Genomic DNA, 16,704 nt, shown 5'->3' on the forward strand with positions numbered 1-16,704 from the left:
GAAACACATGTCATCGGTTGAAACGGAAAACATGATTGTCGGCCTGGATATCGGAACTTCCAAAGTGGTTGCGATTGTCGGCAAGCGCAAGATGGATGGAACCATCGAAGTGGTTGGTATTGGCTCACACCCGTCCCGCGGCCTCAAGCGGGGGGTGGTGGTGAATATCGAAACCACGGTTCAGGCCATCCAGCGGGCAGTGGAGGAAGCCGAGCTGATGGCTGGCTGCCGAATTCATTCGGTCTACGCAGGCATCGCGGGCAGTCATATCAAGAGCCTGAATTCCCACGGCATTGTGGCCATCCGCGACCGGGAAGTGACTCAGGCCGATATCGACCGGGTGATCGACGCGGCCCAGGCGGTTGCCATACCCGCGGATCAGAAAATCCTGCATATCCTGCCGCAGGAATTCGTGATCGATAACCAGGAAGGCATCAAGGAGCCCATGGGCATGTCCGGTGTGCGCCTGGAAGCCAAGGTGCACCTGGTGACCTGTGCGGTAAACGCGGCACAGAACATCGAGAAATGTGTGAAACGCTGCGGCCTTGAGGTAGACGACATCATTCTTGAGCAGCTGGCATCGAGCCACGCGATTCTGACCGAGGACGAAAAAGAGCTGGGTGTCTGTGTGGTGGATATCGGCGGGGGCACCACCGATATCGCGGTGTTTACCGGCGGTGCGATCCGCCATACCGCGGTGATTCCCATTGCCGGTGATCAGGTCACCAATGACATCGCCATGGCGCTGCGCACGCCAACGCAAAATGCCGAAGAGATCAAGATCAAATACGCCTGCGCGCTGACTCAGCTCGCCGGTGCCGATGAAACCATCAAGGTTCCGAGTGTCGGGGACCGGGCGCCCAGAGACCTGTCACGCCAGGCGCTGGCGGAGGTGGTGGAGCCCCGCTACGAGGAGCTGTTCACTCTGGTGCAGTCAGAACTTCGCCGGTCGGGATTCGAAGACATGATTCCCGCAGGCATCGTGATTACGGGCGGTTCGTCCACCATGGAAGGGGTGGTGGAGCTGGCCGAAGAAATCTTCCACATGCCGGTAAGGCTGGCCTGTCCGCAGGCGGTCTCCGGCATGACCGAAGTGGTCAACAACCCGATCTACGCCACGGGTGTGGGGTTGTTGATTCATGGCTTCCGGCAAATGGATCTTGGCCGGGCGCCGGTGCTCAAGGGGGAGGATGCCCCTTCCCTGATTGAGCGCATGAAAGCCTGGTTTACCGGTCACTTCTGACGGTGAATCAGCAGGTAGTACACGAAGGTATCTCGAAACACACAAAACGATCGAATGAAACCGGTCTGGAAAGACCGGAAACAGCACGAAGGAGTAGGGGATATGTTTGAACTCGTTGATAGTGTTCAGCAAAACGCAGTTATAAAGGTTGTCGGTGTTGGCGGCGGTGGCGGTAACGCCGTTCGTCACATGCTTAACAGCGACATTGAAGGTGTGGAATTTATCTGCGCCAACACAGACGCCCAGGCACTGAAAGACCTGGACGCCCGCCAGATTATCCAGCTTGGTGGCAACATCACCAAGGGCCTGGGTGCCGGTGCCAACCCGGAAGTGGGCCGTCAGTCTGCCCTGGAAGATCGTGACCGTATTGCCGAGGCGCTCAGTGGCTCGGATATGGTGTTTATCACCGCCGGTATGGGTGGTGGAACCGGCACCGGTGCCGCGCCTGTTGTCGCGGAAGTCGCCCGGGAACTGGGTATCCTGACCGTTGCCGTGGTCACCAAGCCGTTCCAGTTTGAGGGTGGCAAGCGTATGAGCGTGGCCGAGTCCGGCCTGAAAGAGCTGGGCGAGAGCGTTGATTCACTGATCACCATCCCGAATGAGAAGCTGTTGGCGGTGATGGGTAAGAAGACCAGCTTGCTGGACGCCTTTGCCTCCGCCAACGACGTGTTGCTGGGCGCGGTTCAGGGTATCGCTGACCTGATCACCCGCAACGGTATGATCAACGTTGACTTTGCCGATGTTAAAACCGTGATGTCCGAAATGGGTAACGCGATGATGGGTACCGGTCGTGCCACCGGCGAGAACCGCGCCCGTGAAGCTGCTGAGGCCGCCGTTCGCAGCCCGCTGCTGGAAGACATCAACCTGCAGGGCGCCAAAGGCATCCTGGTCAACATTACCGCCGGCATGGATCTGAATCTGGGCGAATTCTCCGAAGTTGGCGACATCGTTCGTGAATTTGCGTCAGACGCCGCCACGGTAGTGGTGGGCACCGTTATCGATCCGGAAATGACCGACGAGCTCAAGGTGACCGTGGTGGCGACGGGTCTCGGTGGTGAACGTGAGAAGCCCACCAAGGTGGTGGACAACTCACGCACACTGGACGGCAAGACCGATTACAACCAGCTGGATCGGCCTGCTGTGCTGCGTCGTCGTGCGGTTTCGCAGGGCAATGTGGCGCTGGACCAGAGCAAAGAAAGCGAAGAGCAGGGCGTGGACTATCTCGATATTCCCGCATTCCTTCGCCGGCAGGCTGATTGATAATCTGTCTCACCTGTGTTCGGGGGTATCGGTTTCAATGCAGTGAAATGGAACCTTTAGTCCGGAATAAACGTGAGCTGGTTGGCCATAGCGGATGACTATTGCAATTTTTAAGTAAAGTCATGTTGGCTAAATGGTGCTCAGTCTTGAATTCTGATATTCTCCGGGCAGTTTTTTGCTCAGAATATCGACTTTTTGTGACGGAATGATGAACCGATGATCAGACAACGGACACTCAAAAATACCATCCGTGCGACCGGTATCGGCCTGCACTCAGGGGAAAAGGTTTACCTGACCCTGAAGCCGGCTCCGGTTGATACGGGCATCATCTTCCGCCGTACGGACCTCGACCCGATGGTTGAGATCCGGGCATGCGCGGAAAATGTAGGTGAGACCATGCTGTCCACGACGCTGGTAAATGACGGTGTCCGTGTGGCGACCGTAGAGCATTTGCTCTCAGCCATGGCTGGTCTTGGCATTGACAACTGCTACGTCGAACTGAGCGCGGCGGAAGTACCGATTATGGATGGTTCAGCCGGGCCGTTCGTATTCCTGCTGCAGTCGGCCGGCATTTCCGAACAGGATGCCGCCAAACGCTTCATCCGCATCAAGCGGGAAGTCACCATCGAAGAAGGTGACAAGAAAGCGACCTTCCTGCCGTTTGAAGGCTTCAAGGTCAGCTTCGGTATCGACTTTGACCATCCGGTGTTCAAGGGTCGCGCCCAGACCGCAACAGTGGATTTCTCCAGCACGTCTTTTGTGAAGGAAGTCTCCCGTGCCCGTACCTTCGGGTTCATGCGCGATATCGAGAAGCTGCGTGCGATGAACCTGGCGCTGGGTGGCAGTGTGGACAACGCCATTGTGGTCGACGACTACAAGATTCTTAACGAGGATGGCCTTCGTTATGATGATGAGTTCGTCAAGCACAAGGTTCTGGATGCGATCGGTGATCTCTACCTGCTGGGCAACAGCCTGATCGGTGAGTTCCGCGGTATCAAATCCGGTCACGACCTGAATAATAAGCTGCTGCGCAAGCTCAGGGCAGAAGAAGACGCATGGGAAGTGGTGACCTTCGATGATGAAGCCACTGCTCCTATCTCTTATATGAAACCTGTGCTCGCGGTGGGTTAAGGCCGGAAGCCTTAATCCCGGACGTGGCTTGCGAGTTTTTCGAGAACCTCGCGTAGTGCTTTATCCTTCGTGTGCCCGGCTTCCTCTTCGAGGAGCCGGGCATTTTCTTTGCTCAGGGGTGTCATTTTTACCTCGGGTTTCTCCCGGTACCTCAGGGGTGACACCTTGATGCGAACCTTCCAGACAAATCTGAACAGCTCCTGCTCCCGTAGTTTCTCCATAATCTCGTGTTGCCGAAACCGTAACCGGGTAGCCTTGCTGGCGTTGTCGGTGGCCAGTACCAGTTCTCCGTCGGTACAGCTGACAAAGCGGGTGCCTTCTGCGAGCTCTTCCGGAATGGCGTCGATCACTTGTTGCTCCGCCTGCTGGTGAAGCTCGGCTTTGGTCAGCAGGGCCTTCAGAGTAGAGCCGGGGCTGGACGCCGCTTTGCCAAAGATCATTTTTTGGTCATTTTTTTTGCTCATAACCGGCTTTTTTCTCGACGGGACTGTTTACGATTGGTTACACTTCGGCACGCTTTGTGCGTAGCACTGGTATTCCACTCGTTTTACATTGTCACAAACGAGTATGTCTACCGGGCGCTGCGATTTATCAGTACGTAGTTGTTGCCAAGGATAGCAGAACCGCTCGGATATTTATTTCCGGGCCGCAGCACTACAGGGACAGGTATGCGGCTCTTCAATGAAATCGAATGACGATATGAACGTAATATTCGTTGGCAAACGCCACGGCCGTTCCCGGGCAATCGCGCTCAACGCTGGTGTTGTTGCAGTACTGGTGTTTACGGTGCTGGCGCTGCTGTTGGCGGCTGGCTGGGCGGGTTATCAGGTGGCCGTGGCAAAGGCGGAAGCCAAAAAGCCCACAGAGACCGAACTGGTATCTACCTGGCAGGACAAGCTTCAGGAGCAGCGGGCCGAGGTGACGCGGGTTCGGGAGAACGTGCAGCAGCAGGTGGACGCTTTGACACTCCGGCTTGGTGATATCCAGGGGCGGCTTCTGCGACTGGATGCCCTTGGTCAGCGCTTCGTTGAGTCCGGGCTGGTGGCCAGCGATGAATTCAACTTTGATCAGCCGGCGGCTGTGGGTGGCCCCGAAGACGGTATGGGTGGTGAGTCCTACAGTGCCCCTGAATTGACCGATATGATCGAGCAATTGGAGCGCACGCTGGATGATCGTGAAAAGCAGCTGCGATTGCTTGATAAGGTGGCGTCCCGCAACAAGCTCGAAGACGAGCTGTATCTGCAGGGCCGTCCCATTACCTGGGGTTGGTTGTCGTCCCCTTATGGATACCGTACCGACCCCTTCACTGGCAAGCGCCGCTGGCATGCCGGAGTGGACCTGGCCGGCAAGGAAGGCAGTGATATCATCACTGTCGGTGCCGGCGTGGTGACCTTCGCCGGTGACCGCTTTGGCTACGGCAATCTGGTTGAGGTAGATCATGGCGACGGGCTGGTTACCCGTTATGCCCACGCCAAGACCATCAAGGTCGAAACCGGTGATGTGGTCCAGAAGGGGCAGGTTGTGGCACTGATGGGAAGTACCGGCCGGTCGACTGGCCCCCACGTGCATTTTGAAGTGATCCGCAATGGCAAGTCCGAAAATCCTGAGAAATATATCCAGCGCGCAAGCCGCTGATTCCATTCCCGTGAACCCCACCTTTTGTCCTGTCGCCAAATAAGGTTAGAATGCCGGCTTCCTCCGTTTAACTGAAGAAGCAGTGGTCTATGTTCACAAAGCTTGCAACGAAGATGTTCGGCAGTAAAAACGCCAGAGAAATCAAGCGGATGCGCAAAACCGTTACGCGCATCAATCAACTTGAAGAGGCGCTGGGCGGGTTGTCGGATACCGAGTTGCAGGGCAAGACCGCTGAATTCCGCCGGCGTCTTGATGAGGGTGAAGCCCTGGATGCCCTGTTGCCCGAAGCCTTTGCCACCGTTCGCGAGGCCAGCCGCCGTGTGATGGGGATGCGTCATTACGACGTACAGCTGATTGGTGGTATGACCCTGCACGAAGGCCGCATTGCCGAGATGAAGACCGGTGAGGGTAAAACCCTGGTGGCCACCGCAGCGGTTTATCTCAACGCATTGCCCGGCAAGGGCGTTCATGTTGTCACCGTCAACGATTACCTGGCAAGCCGTGATGCCGAGTGGATGGGCAAGCTGTATCGCTTCCTTGGCCTGACCATTGGCGTGGTCGTTGCTGGGCAGCCGCCGGAAGAGAAGCGCGCCGCCTACCAGGCAGATATCACCTACGGTACCAACAACGAATTCGGCTTTGACTACCTGCGCGATAACATGGCCTTCAGTATTGATGACAAGGTTCAGCGCGGTCTCAACTTTGCCATCGTGGATGAGGTGGATTCCATCCTGATCGACGAAGCCCGTACCCCGCTGATTATTTCCGGTGCTGCAGAAGATTCCTCGAAGCTCTATCAGGCCATCAATACGCTGATTCCGGGCCTTGAAAAAGGCGAGGTCAGTGAATCCGGAGAAAGCTCCGGCGACTTTACCATCGACGAAAAGTCACGCCAGGTGGAACTCACCGAGGCCGGTCATGAGAAGGTTGAGGAATTGCTTCTGGAGCGAGGCCTGCTGCAAGAGGGTGAAAGCCTGTACTCGGCAGCCAACCTGAGCCTGCTGCACCACGTTCATTCAGCCCTGCGGGCTCATCACCTGTTCCAGAAGGATGTCGACTACATCGTTCAGGGCGGTCAGGTGGTGATCGTTGATGAACACACAGGCCGGACCATGCCGGGCCGCCGCTGGAGCGAAGGCCTGCACCAGGCCATCGAGGCGAAAGAAGGCCTGAAGATCCAGGCCGAAAGTCAGACCCTGGCATCGACCACCTTCCAGAACTATTTCCGTCTGTACGACAAGTTGGCCGGCATGACCGGTACGGCCGATACCGAAGCCTTCGAATTCCGCCAGATCTACGGTCTGGACGTGGTGGTGATTCCGCCCAACAAACCCATTCAGCGGATTGACTATAACGACCTGGTGTACCTGACCCAGGAAGAAAAGTTCCACGCCATCATTGATGAGATCAAGGATGTCACTGGTGAAGGCCGGCCTATCCTGGTGGGTACCGCATCCATCGAGGCCTCCGAGCTGCTGTCCATGCTGCTCAAGAAGGCCCGCATCGAGCACAAGATCCTCAACGCCAAGCAGCATGACTCTGAGGCACTGATCATTGCCCAGGCGGGCCGCCCCGGCGCAGTGACGATTGCAACCAACATGGCCGGTCGTGGTACAGACATTGTGTTGGGCGGTAACTGGGAATACGAAGTGGCCGCCCTGGATAATCCGTCCGAGGAAGAAGTCGCCCGCATGAAGGCGGAGTGGACCGAACGCCACAATCAGGTGCTGGATGCCGGTGGTCTGCATATTATCGGTACCGAGCGTCACGAATCCCGGCGGATCGACAACCAGTTACGGGGCCGTGCCGGCCGTCAGGGCGATCCGGGTTCTTCCCGTTTCTTCCTGTCGCTGGAAGATAACCTGATGCGGATCTTTGCGCCTGAACGGGTGAAGAACCTGATGCAGGCCATGGGTATGAAAAAGGGTGAGGCCATCGAGCACCGTATGGTCACCAACGCCATCGAGAAATCCCAGCGCAAGGTGGAAGGTCGTAACTTCGACATGCGTAAAACCCTGCTGGAATACGATGACGTAGCCAACGATCAGCGCACGGTGATTTACGACCAGCGAAACGAGGTGATGGCGTCTGACGACATCTCCGAGATGATCGACACCATTCGCAGCGATGTGGTTGACGCGATGGTCAGCGAGTTTATTCCGCCCCAGAGCATGCCGGAACAGTGGGATGTGGCCGGGCTGGAAGCGCAGCTGCAATCTGAAATGGCGATTGATCTGCCGATTCAACAGTGGCTGGACGAAGACAGCAAACTGTATGAGGAAAACCTGCGCCAGAAGATTCTTGACGCCATCGTCACCGAATATAAGGCGAAAGAAGAGATTGCTGGCGCAGAACCCATGCGCAAGTTCGAGAAACAGGTGTTCTTGCAGGTGCTCGACACCCTGTGGAAGGAGCATTTGTCGAACATGGACCACCTGCGCCGCGGTATCCACCTGCGCGGTTACGCTCAGAAGAACCCGAAACAGGAATACAAGCGCGAAGCCTTCAACCTGTTTGAGACCATGCTGGACACCATGAAGCGTGACGTCATCCGTGTGTTGTGCCATGTCCGGGTTCAGAGTCGCGAAGAGATGGAAGAGATCGAGCGCCGCCGCAAGGAAGAGCTGGAGCGGGAAATGGCCCGGGCCAAGTTGCGGCACGATCAGACCAGCGCGACCCAGGGTGAAGATGCTGGCCAGGGCAACCAGGCCCAGGGCACCCCGGAGACCTTTGTTCGCCAGGAGCGCAAGGTAGGGCGAAACGAGCCGTGTCCCTGCGGGTCTGGCAAGAAGTACAAGCAGTGTTGCGGTAAGGTCAGCTAAAACCTGAGCAGCAACCCCGGCACCAGAACCCGCAATCGGCCAGTGTATGGGCGGTATGCGGGTTTTGTCGTTTACAGTTTCGGATAAATTCAGGAGGCAGGCATGGCGGTAGGTCCCGGAACCTTACCCGAGTTTTACCCGGTGGCGGGTATCAAGGTGGGGATTGCGAGCGCGGGTATCAAAAAGCCCGGGCGTAAAGACATAGTGGTGTTCGAGTTGGTGCCGGAGGCAAGGGTAGCGGGCATATTTACCCGTAATCAGTTCTGCGCGGCTCCTGTGGTACTCAGCCGGAAACACTTGGCCCAGGGCGCACCCCGCTACCTGCTGATCAACACCGGCAATGCCAACGCCGGTACCGGAGAGCGGGGTGTGGCCGACGCCCTGCGTTGTTGTGAGGCGCTGGCCGCCGAAGCGAGCGTCAGCTCTGACGCGGTGTTGCCGTTCTCAACCGGTGTGATCGGTGAGCCCCTGCCGGTCGACAAGATTATCAAGGCGCTGCCGGAAGCCCTGGCCAATACCCGGGAAGACCGCTGGGCGGAAGCCGCCAGTGGCATCATGACCACCGACACCCGGCCCAAGGGGGCGTCTGTGCGGGTGGACCTGGGTGGCCATGCGGTGACCATTTCCGGCATCAGCAAGGGCGCGGGCATGATCCGGCCAAACATGGCCACCATGCTCGGGTTTATCGCCACCGACGCCCGCATTGCACCCGACGTGCTGCAGTCATTGGCGTCGGAACTGGGCGAGAAGTCGTTCAACCGGATTACCATTGATGGCGACACCTCCACCAACGATGCCTGCATGTTGATGGCCAGTGGCCAGTACGACGGGCCGGAAATTACCGCAGACAGCCCGCACCTGCCGGCGTTGAGAGAAGCCCTTCGCCAGGTATACCTGGACCTGGCCCATGCCATTGTCCGGGACGGTGAGGGTGCCACCAAGTTTGTCACCATCGACGTCAGCGGTGCTGCCAGCCAGCAGGAGGCGCTGGATGTGGCCTATACCGTCGCGCACTCGCCGCTGGTGAAGACCGCGCTGTTTGCCTCGGACCCGAATTGGGGCCGGATTCTGGCGGCGGTGGGGCGCGCGGGCGTGCCGGACCTGGACCTGGGCTCTTTGGAAGTCTATCTGGGGGATGTCTGCCTGGTGCGCAACGGTGGCCGTGCCGAGGATTACTCCGAGGACCGGGGGCAGCGGGTAATGAGCCAGGAAGAAATCACCATTGCCATCGACCTCAAGCGCGGTAGTGTCCAGGAAACCGTGTGGACCTGTGACTTCTCCCACGACTATGTGACCATCAATGCCGAATACCGTACCTGAGCCTGAGACCCTGGCGGGGAAGAAGCCGGTCCACGTTGCCGTCGCCGTCATTATCCGTGACGGCCGGGTTCTGATTGCCCGCCGTCCGGATCACGTGCATCAGGGCGGACTGCTGGAGTTCCCGGGTGGCAAGGTGGAGCCGGGGGAAACCGTACAGCAGGCCCTGGTTCGGGAGATTGCCGAGGAAACCGGCCTGCAGGTACCCCCGGCCAGCCTGGAGCCGGTGATCGGTATCCGCCACGACTACGGTGACAAACAGGTGTTCCTGGATGTCTGGAAAACCTCGGGGGCCGAGGGGCAGCCAGAGGGCCGGGAAGGACAGCCGATCAGTTGGCTGCGCCCGTGCGAGCTCGCCGATGCGGATTTCCCTGCCGCCAACCGCCCGATCATCAGGGCACTCAATTTACCGCAGCGCCTGGCTATTGTTGGCCCCATGGCATCCTGGCAGGACGGTATCAGCCGGCTGGAACGGTCGATTGGCGGGATGGCGGGGCAGCTGGTTGTGCTTCGGGCGCCTCAATTACCGGATAACGATTACCTGAAACTGGCGGCAGAGGCTTTGCCGATCTGTTCCGGTGCCGGCGTCGGACTGGTTTTGCATGGCCATCCGCGTTTGCTGGGTGCATTTCCGAAAGCTGCCGGCCTGCACCTGCCCTGGCGTGAGGCTCAGGCGCTCTCAAGGCGCCCTGTGCCGGCCGATCGATGGCTGGGTGTGTCGTGCCATGACCGGGGGCAGCTGCACCATGCAGCGGCCCTGGGTGCGGATTACGCGACGCTGGGCCCGGTGTTGGAAACGTCCACCCATCCGGGGCAACCCGGAATGGGCTGGGAGCAGTTCGAATTCCTGGTGGCCAATGCCAGGCTTCCAGTCTACGGGCTGGGGGGGCTGGCGCCAGGTCATGAAACACTGTGTCGTGAGCGGGGCGGCCAGGGCATTGCCGGCATCGGTTTCTGGTGGTGAGCCACTGGCGGCGATTACGGATTTCCGCCAGCATCAGCCTGTGCGACAGTGGTTAAACAGTGACAGATCAACAACGACCGGGGAGTGCAGCGTGAGCAAGTTGACCCATCTGGATGATAAGGGCGAAGCCCGAATGGTGGATGTGACGAGCAAGGCCGTCACCGAGCGGGAGGCCCGGGCGGAAGCAACCATCCGCATGGCGCCGGAAACCCTGCGAATGATCATTGATGGTGAGCATCCCAAGGGCGACGTGCTGGCTACCGCCCGTATTGCCGGCATCATGGCGGCCAAGAAGACCCATGACCTGATTCCCCTGTGCCATGCCCTGAATCTGACATCGGTGAAAGTGGAGTTGTCTCCGGGGGCGGATGGCGCCTCGGTGCATATCCTTACCCGTTGCAAGCTGTCGGGGCAGACTGGTGTCGAGATGGAGGCGCTCACGGCTGCCAGTGTTGCCGCGTTGACCCTGTACGACATGTGCAAAGCCGTTGATAAGGCGATGGTGGTGGATGGTGTGCGGCTGCTGGAAAAGAAGGGTGGTCGCTCGGGACACTGGCGCGCGCCGGAACAATGATCTGCTCTCTGGCCTTGGCCGTACTCTTTCCGACCACACTGTATTCGGAGAGTAAACGTGCCAACACTACGCCAGGCAAGCAGCCGCATGATAGAATGCCCGCCCAATTTGTCAGAACCACGAGGAAATACAGTGGCTGTTCGTTACATTGAGACCTGCCGTTTGCCCACCCCCTTCGGTGTGTTCGACATGCACGGCTTTGAGGAGCCGGACACCGGAAAGGAGCATGTGGCACTAACGCTGGGCGATATTGATAGCGATGAGCCGCTGCTGGCACGTACCCATTCCGAGTGCCTGACTGGCGACGCCCTGTACAGCATGCGCTGTGATTGTGGGTATCAGCTGGAAGAAGCATTGCGCAGCATTGCCCGCGAAGGCCGTGGCATTCTGATGTATCTGCGCCAGGAAGGCCGTGGCATCGGGTTGCTGAACAAGATTCGCGCCTACCGGTTGCAGGATCAGGGCGCAGATACCGTAGAGGCCAACGAGCGGCTGGGTTTTGGTGCGGATTTGCGGGACTACAGCATGTGCAAGGACATGCTCGAGCACCTGGGGATCCGAAGCCTGAAGCTGATGACCAACAACCCCAGGAAGGTCAAGGCGCTGGAGTCTTACGGAATTCAGATTTCGGAGCGGGTTCCCCTGCACGTGGGTCGCAACCCGCACAACGAACACTATCTCAATACCAAGCAAAGCAAGCTCGGCCACTGGCTCGAGACTCATCAGGATGACGACCCGGCCTGATTGAGCCGGTTGGCAGAGTCGGCTGATAGCACGGCTGCGCTATCAGCCAGCAGTGATCACTTGATGGCGGTCAGGGCGGCGTTACCGAGGCGGTCAATCCGACTGGCGATGGCGCTACGGATACCTTCCGGGTCCAGCCCGCATTCCTTGAGCAATTCCCCGTGCTTGCCATGGTCGACGAAGCGGTCAGGCAAGCCCAGCTGCAGCACAGGCAGCATCACTTCCCGTTTATTCAGGCATTCGGTCACTGCGCTACCGGCACCGCCGGCCACCACGTTTTCTTCCAGCGTTACCAGCAGGTCATGTTGTTCGGCCAGTTCCAGTACCAGGCTCTCATCCAGTGGTTTAACGAAACGCATATCCGCCACTGTCGCATTCAGGCTGTCGGCCGCTTCCAGGGCTGAGCCCAACAGGGTGCCAAAGTTAAGTATGGCCACCCGAGCGCCCTCGCGAACAACGCGACCCTTGCCGAGGGGCAGAGCCGTCAGCGCCTGCTGGATTTCGGCACCGGGGCCGGTGCCCCGGGGGTAGCGCACGGCAGCTGGGCCATGGTACTGAAGACCGGTGTGCAGGAGCTGGCGGGTTTCGTTTTCATCTGAGGGGGTCATCACCACCATTTTCGGGATGCAGCGGAGATAGCTGATGTCGAACGCGCCGGCATGGGTCGGGCCGTCTTCGCCCACCAGCCCCGCCCGGTCGATGGCAAACAGCACGTCCAGATCCTGGATGGCAACGTCGTGAATCAGTTGGTCATAGCCCCGTTGCAGAAATGTGGAATAGATGGCCACGACGGGTTTGGCACCGTCACAGGCCAGTCCGGCGGCCAGGGTGACCGCGTGTTGTTCGGCGATGGCGACGTCAAAGTAGCGGTCCGGGTAGCGTTCGGAAAACGCCAGCAGGTCTGAGCCTTCACACATGGCGGGTGTAATGCCGACCACGCGCTCATCCTGCTCGGCGGCATCGCACAGCCACTGTCCGAAGACGTTGGCGTATTTTGGTTTGGCCTGCTTCGGTTTGACCGGCTCCGGTTTGCTCGGTGGCACGGGTTCAATCTTGTTGATGGCGTGATAGCCAATGGGGTCCGCCTCTGCGGGCGCAAAGCCCTTGCCTTTGGTGGTGACCACATGCAGGAACTGCGGGCCGTCCAGCTCCCGGATGTTCTCCAGGGTTTCAACCAGCAATGGCAGGTCGTGGCCATCAATGGGGCCGATGTAGTTGAAGCCCAGTTCCTCGAACAGCGTGCCCGGGGCAATCATGCCCTTGAAGTGTTCTTCGGTTTTCTTCGCCAGCGCCATCAGGTGTGGGGTGCTTTTCAGCACTTTCTTGCTGCTGTCCCGAACCTGGTTGTAGGTTCGGCTGGCCAGCAGCTTGGCAAAATAGTTGGACAACCCGCCCACGTTGCGGGAGATCGACATGTCATTATCGTTCAGGATTACGAGCATGTCGGCATGCAGATGGCCGGCGTGGTTCAGGGCTTCGAAGGCCATCCCGGCGGTCATTGCGCCGTCGCCGATTACGGCAATGCTCTTGCGCCCGGTATTCTGCATGCGGGCTGCAATGGCCATGCCCAGTGCGGCGCTGATGGATGTGCTGGAGTGGCCAACGCCAAAGGTGTCGTATTCACTTTCCGCGCGTTTCGGGAACCCGGCCAGGCCATCCTTGCGGCGGATGCTGCCCATCTGTTCCCGGCGACCAGTCAGGATCTTGTGGGGGTAGGCCTGGTGGCCAACATCCCAGACCAGTCGATCTTCAGGCGTATTGAAGACATAGTGCAGGGCGACGGTCAGTTCCAGAACGCCGAGGCCGGCACCAAAGTGCCCGCCGGTCTGGCCGACAGACCAGAGCAGGAAAGCCCGGAGTTCTCTGGCCAGTTGTGGAAGATCTTCCTCGGGCAGGGTGCGCAGCTGGGCGGGCACGTCAATCCGGTCAAGAATGGGCGTGTTGGGCCGCTGCGACGGGATTTCCCTGAAAATGTATGTGTCCTGCATCAGCTCGGGTCTTTATCGGAATATGGGTTCTATGACTGGCATTATAAGGGAACAGGGAGGTGTGTTTCACACTTCCCGGGCCAGATGTTACAAAACGGTGTCGTCATACCGGCCGATTCTTGTTTGTCAGCGCGGTTCAGTGGCTTCTGGCCACCACATAATCGGCCATGGCCCTTAGCACCTCGGCTTCGTCGCCGAAACTGTCCAGGGCACTCTGGGCCTGATCCAGCAGCTTCTCCAGGTGTCCCCTGGCGCCGGAAACACCCAGCAGGGCCGGATAGGTGGGTTTCTCCCTGGCGGCGTCCGAGCCCTGTCGCTTTCCGATGACTTCGGTATCGCCTTCAATATCCAGCAGGTCATCCTGCACCTGAAACGCCAGGCCCAGGGCGCTGGCAAAATCAGACAGGGCGGCCAGTTGTTGGTCTGTGACCGAACCGGATGCCAGCGCGCCAAGGCGAACACTGGCTTCGATCAGGGCGCCGGTTTTGTGGCGATGCATGGACTCAAGCTGTTCTATGGTCAGTTGGCGGCCAACCGATTCCAGATCAATGGCCTGGCCGCCAACCATGCCCTGATGTCCGCTGGCGGTCGCCAGTTCCCGAATCATTGCGATGCGTTGTTGGTCGGACAGCTCCGGGGCCTCCGCCAGAAGTGCAAAGGCCAGTGTTTGCAGCGCATCGCCGGCCAGTATGGCGCTGGCCTCATCAAACGCGATGTGAACGGTTGGTCGGCCACGCCGAAGGTCGTCGTCATCCATGGCGGGCAGGTCGTCGTGCACCAGGGAATAGGCGTGCACCAGTTCCAGCGCACAGGCGGGGGCCAGCGCCGCTAATGGATCGGCGCCGATGGCGCGGGCCGCGGCCAGGCACAATGCCGGGCGAATGCGCTTGCCACCGCCCAGAACGCTGTAGCGCATGGCCTCATCCAGCCTGGGTGAGGCGGCGCCATCGCGAATAGAGCGTTCCAGTGCCTGGTCAATCTGCTGGCGGGATTGCTCCAGAAATTCCAGAGCCAGGGACAGGCGCTCACTCATCAGTTGGCATCATCCGCTGAAAAGGGACGGGTCTCCAGGGAGCCATCGCTGTTCTGAACCAGCTGTTCAACACGCTGTTCGGCGGTTTTCAGGGCGGTCTGGCATTCTCGGGTGAGCTTTACGCCCCGTTCGAAGGCTGCCAGTGACTGCTCCAGCGAAAGCTCTCCCTGCTCAAGATCGCGAACCAATCGTTCAAGTTCGTCCAGGGATTTTTCAAAGTCGGCAATGGATGTGCTGCTGTTATTCTCACCGGCCATGGGCGACCTCCGGTCAGGTGTTTCGGAAATTGCGCGGATTATATCAGAGTCCCTGAGCTATCGCTGCCAGGCGAATTGGCGTTTTTCCAGAGTGACAGCATTCGGTCCCCAGGATTGCTCGGTGACTGACACCTGGCCCTGTCGGGACACGGTAACAACCGTGGTTGCTCGGGTTCCGTAGTGGTCGCCGACGATGAATGGTGAAGACAGAAATCGCTCGGTTTCCATGCCAACGCCGGTATCCGGAAGGCTCCGGTCGGGCGCTGGCGTGGTGTCCTGCAAGAGTGACAGTAGCTGTTTGTGCAGCGGCGCCGGGTCTTGGCGCGCTTGTTCCACGCAATGGCCAACGGCCTTGCGTAGCCTCAGCAGTTTTGGCCAGGGGGTCTGCAGCAGGTGGTTGCTCAGGCCATAAACGCCCCGGAATACCTGCCGGCCCGGGTGGGCGTCCCGATTGCTGTAATACCAGCCTCCAAGACCGGTCAGCTTCACCAGGTTGAACCCCGCATAGCGCCCGGGCTCTGCATCCAGTGAGGATTGCAGTTCACCGGTTGAGAGTCTCAGTGCGTGTAAGGGCAGTTCGCCACGGCTTTGGCGGCCAGCCTCGGGGCTTCCTTCCCGCACATTGGTAACGGCTGTTACCGTGCCGTCGGTATTGACCGCCAACCAGGTGCCGCCGGATTCCAGGTCCTGTCCGGCCAGAATCTGCTGGCCGCTGTTATCCTGCCACCAGTCCATGGCGGCGGTGGGGCGCCGGAAGAACTCGTCCCGGTTGGCTGCCACCACCAGGGGAAATTCCGGGCTTTGTCCGATGGCGAAAGCAATGAGGCACATGGTCGATGGCAATCCTTTAATTGAATTGGGAGGCTGCAGCGTTTGGCAACAATGCGTATCATACCAGCCTGATTTATTCCCGGGATTAAGCAAACAAACATGACCCTGATCGGTATATTCATTCTGTATCTGGCACTAGGTGCACTGGCAGGCACCATGGCAGGCCTGTTCGGAATCGGCGGTGGCCTGGTGATCGTTCCGGTGCTGATTTTCACTTTTGGCTTCCAGGGGTTCAGTGCCGAGATCGCCGCTCACCTCGCTATTGGTACTTCTCTGGCCACGATTGTCTTTACGTCCATCAGTTCCATCCGCACCCACCATATCCATGGGGCTGTCCGGTGGGAACTGGTGCGGCCCATGACGGTCGGAATCATCGTCGGGGCGTTGGCCGGGGCGTGGACGGCATCGCTGCTGAGTGGCCCGATGCTGAAAACCATCATTGGCGCCTTTGCGATTCTGGTCGCGGTGAAAATGCTGCTGGAAGCAAACCCTAAGCCCGGTCGGGATGTGCCTGGTAACGCCGGGCTCGGGGTGGCCGGTGGGTTTGTGGGCTGGGCATCTGCCATCTTCGGAATTGGTGGTGGCACACTCTCCGTGCCTTACCTCACCTGGTGTAACGTGCGCATGCAACAGGCTGTCGCCACGTCCGCGGCCTGTGGCTTGCCGATTGCCTTGGCTGGTGCTGCTGGCAACATCTGGACCGGCTGGCAGAACCCGCAGCTGCCCGATTTCAGTATTGGGTTTATCTATTTGCCGGCGTTGGTCGGTATTGTTGCCACCAGTGTCTTTTTTGCCCGTTTCGGTGCAAAGCTGGCACACAAGCTGGATGGCCGCCTGTTGAAGAAGATATTTGCCGTTGTGCTGATCCTCGTCGGCCTCCGATTCCTGCTGAGTTGAGAGCGTAT

15 protein-coding genes are annotated in these 16,704 nt (G+C 59.0%); 10 read left to right on the forward strand and 5 right to left on the reverse strand.

Annotated elements, in window-relative coordinates; all coding sequences use genetic code 11:
* Positions 1 to 7 precede the first annotated feature (7 nt).
* The 3 genes from ftsA to lpxC all read left to right on the forward strand — a co-directional run bounded on the left by ftsA (position 8) and on the right by lpxC (position 3,634).
* A complete protein-coding gene (ftsA, locus tag ASQ50_RS15660) occupies positions 8 to 1,243 on the forward strand; it encodes a cell division protein FtsA (protein ID WP_058091004.1) in 1,236 nt (411 codons plus the stop codon).
* A 102-nt stretch (positions 1,244 to 1,345) separates the two neighbouring features.
* Positions 1,346 to 2,503 carry a cell division protein FtsZ gene (gene ftsZ, locus ASQ50_RS15665; RefSeq protein ID WP_058091003.1) on the forward strand — a complete coding sequence of 386 codons (1,158 nt, stop codon included), beginning with the start codon at positions 1,346 to 1,348 and terminating at the stop codon, positions 2,501 to 2,503.
* Positions 2,504 to 2,719: 216 nt separating this feature from the next.
* Entirely contained in the window at positions 2,720 to 3,634 is a 915-nt protein-coding gene (gene lpxC, locus ASQ50_RS15670; protein WP_058091002.1) for a UDP-3-O-acyl-N-acetylglucosamine deacetylase, read from the forward strand.
* 11 nt (positions 3,635 to 3,645) lie between these two features.
* On the opposite strand, the gene ASQ50_RS15675 is transcribed toward lpxC, so the two are convergent.
* On the reverse strand, positions 3,646 to 4,098 hold the full coding sequence (locus tag ASQ50_RS15675; protein ID WP_058091001.1) for a DUF721 domain-containing protein: 453 nt from the start codon (positions 4,096 to 4,098) through the stop codon (positions 3,646 to 3,648).
* 235 nt (positions 4,099 to 4,333) lie between these two features.
* Between ASQ50_RS15675 and ASQ50_RS15680 the strand changes: the two genes are divergently transcribed.
* From ASQ50_RS15680 to ribA, 6 genes are all read left to right on the forward strand, one after another.
* Positions 4,334 to 5,269 carry a M23 family metallopeptidase gene (locus ASQ50_RS15680; RefSeq protein WP_227513190.1) on the forward strand — a complete coding sequence of 312 codons (936 nt, stop codon included), beginning with the start codon at positions 4,334 to 4,336 and terminating at the stop codon, positions 5,267 to 5,269.
* 89 nt (positions 5,270 to 5,358) lie between these two features.
* Positions 5,359 to 8,091 carry a preprotein translocase subunit SecA gene (secA, locus tag ASQ50_RS15685; RefSeq protein ID WP_058090999.1) on the forward strand — a complete coding sequence of 911 codons (2,733 nt, stop codon included), beginning with the start codon at positions 5,359 to 5,361 and terminating at the stop codon, positions 8,089 to 8,091.
* A 102-nt stretch (positions 8,092 to 8,193) separates the two neighbouring features.
* Complete coding sequence (gene argJ, locus ASQ50_RS15690; RefSeq protein ID WP_058090998.1) at positions 8,194 to 9,411, forward strand: bifunctional glutamate N-acetyltransferase/amino-acid acetyltransferase ArgJ; 1,218 nt, start codon at positions 8,194 to 8,196, stop codon at positions 9,409 to 9,411.
* A complete protein-coding gene (locus ASQ50_RS15695; RefSeq protein ID WP_058090997.1) occupies positions 9,392 to 10,372 on the forward strand; it encodes a Nudix family hydrolase in 981 nt (326 codons plus the stop codon). Before argJ ends, ASQ50_RS15695 begins: the two co-directional genes overlap by 20 nt.
* 91 nt (positions 10,373 to 10,463) lie before the next feature.
* Positions 10,464 to 10,946, forward strand: a complete 483-nt coding sequence (moaC, locus tag ASQ50_RS15700; RefSeq protein WP_058090996.1) for a cyclic pyranopterin monophosphate synthase MoaC — start codon at positions 10,464 to 10,466, stop codon at positions 10,944 to 10,946.
* A gap of 132 nt (positions 10,947 to 11,078) precedes the next feature.
* Complete coding sequence (ribA, locus tag ASQ50_RS15705; RefSeq protein WP_058090995.1) at positions 11,079 to 11,690, forward strand: GTP cyclohydrolase II; 612 nt, start codon at positions 11,079 to 11,081, stop codon at positions 11,688 to 11,690.
* A 56-nt stretch (positions 11,691 to 11,746) separates the two neighbouring features.
* Here the strand turns inward: ribA and dxs are convergent, their stop codons facing one another.
* The 4 genes from dxs to ASQ50_RS15725 form a co-directional block, all read right to left on the reverse strand.
* Positions 11,747 to 13,678: a 1-deoxy-D-xylulose-5-phosphate synthase gene (gene dxs / locus ASQ50_RS15710; RefSeq protein WP_058090994.1), complete on the reverse strand. Its 1,932-nt coding sequence runs from the start codon at positions 13,676 to 13,678 to the stop codon at positions 11,747 to 11,749.
* A gap of 136 nt (positions 13,679 to 13,814) precedes the next feature.
* Positions 13,815 to 14,711 (reverse strand): (2E,6E)-farnesyl diphosphate synthase, encoded by an 897-nt coding sequence (gene ispA, locus ASQ50_RS15715; protein WP_058090993.1) that lies wholly within the window; start codon positions 14,709 to 14,711, stop codon positions 13,815 to 13,817.
* The gene (locus ASQ50_RS15720; RefSeq protein ID WP_058090992.1) at positions 14,711 to 14,968 is read right to left on the reverse strand and encodes an exodeoxyribonuclease VII small subunit; all 258 of its coding nucleotides are present in this window, start codon (positions 14,966 to 14,968) and stop codon (positions 14,711 to 14,713) included. The genes ispA and ASQ50_RS15720 overlap by 1 nt, the downstream gene beginning before the upstream one ends.
* 57 nt (positions 14,969 to 15,025) lie before the next feature.
* Positions 15,026 to 15,799 carry an NRDE family protein gene (locus tag ASQ50_RS15725; RefSeq protein WP_058090991.1) on the reverse strand — a complete coding sequence of 258 codons (774 nt, stop codon included), beginning with the start codon at positions 15,797 to 15,799 and terminating at the stop codon, positions 15,026 to 15,028.
* 99 nt (positions 15,800 to 15,898) lie between these two features.
* Between ASQ50_RS15725 and ASQ50_RS15730 the strand changes: the two genes are divergently transcribed.
* Positions 15,899 to 16,696, forward strand: a complete 798-nt coding sequence (locus tag ASQ50_RS15730; protein ID WP_058090990.1) for a sulfite exporter TauE/SafE family protein — start codon at positions 15,899 to 15,901, stop codon at positions 16,694 to 16,696.
* Positions 16,697 to 16,704: the final 8 nt, after the last annotated feature.

Source organism: Marinobacter sp. LQ44 (assembly GCF_001447155.2).
In the GTDB taxonomy this organism is placed as follows: Bacteria; Pseudomonadota; Gammaproteobacteria; order Pseudomonadales; family Oleiphilaceae; genus Marinobacter.